We start from the raw sequence: 244 nt of genomic DNA on the forward strand, positions 1-244 counted from the left end.
CGCGACCCAGGAGCTCCTCGGGACGCCGTCCTACCTCAGCCCGGAGCAGGCGACCCGCGGTCGCCTCACGGCGGCGTCGGACGTGTACGCGCTCGGGCTGGTGCTGGTCGAGTGCCTCACCGCCGGGCGTGCGTTCCCCGGGGACGCGCTGACGTCCGCGGTGGCGCGGCTGCACCGGCCGGTGCCGCAGCCCGAGCGGTTCGGGCCGCGGTGGGGTGAGCTCATCGGCTCGATGGCCGCGCTC

Annotated in this window: 1 pseudogene; it reads left to right on the forward strand. The window is 77.0% G+C overall.

What is annotated here, in order from left to right:
- Positions 1–244: pseudogene (locus KVT14_RS20975) on the forward strand (serine/threonine protein kinase); the annotation flags it as partial.

This window comes from Cellulomonas sp. GbtcB1, from assembly GCF_019091725.1.
GTDB lineage: Bacteria > Actinomycetota > Actinomycetes > Actinomycetales > Cellulomonadaceae > Cellulomonas.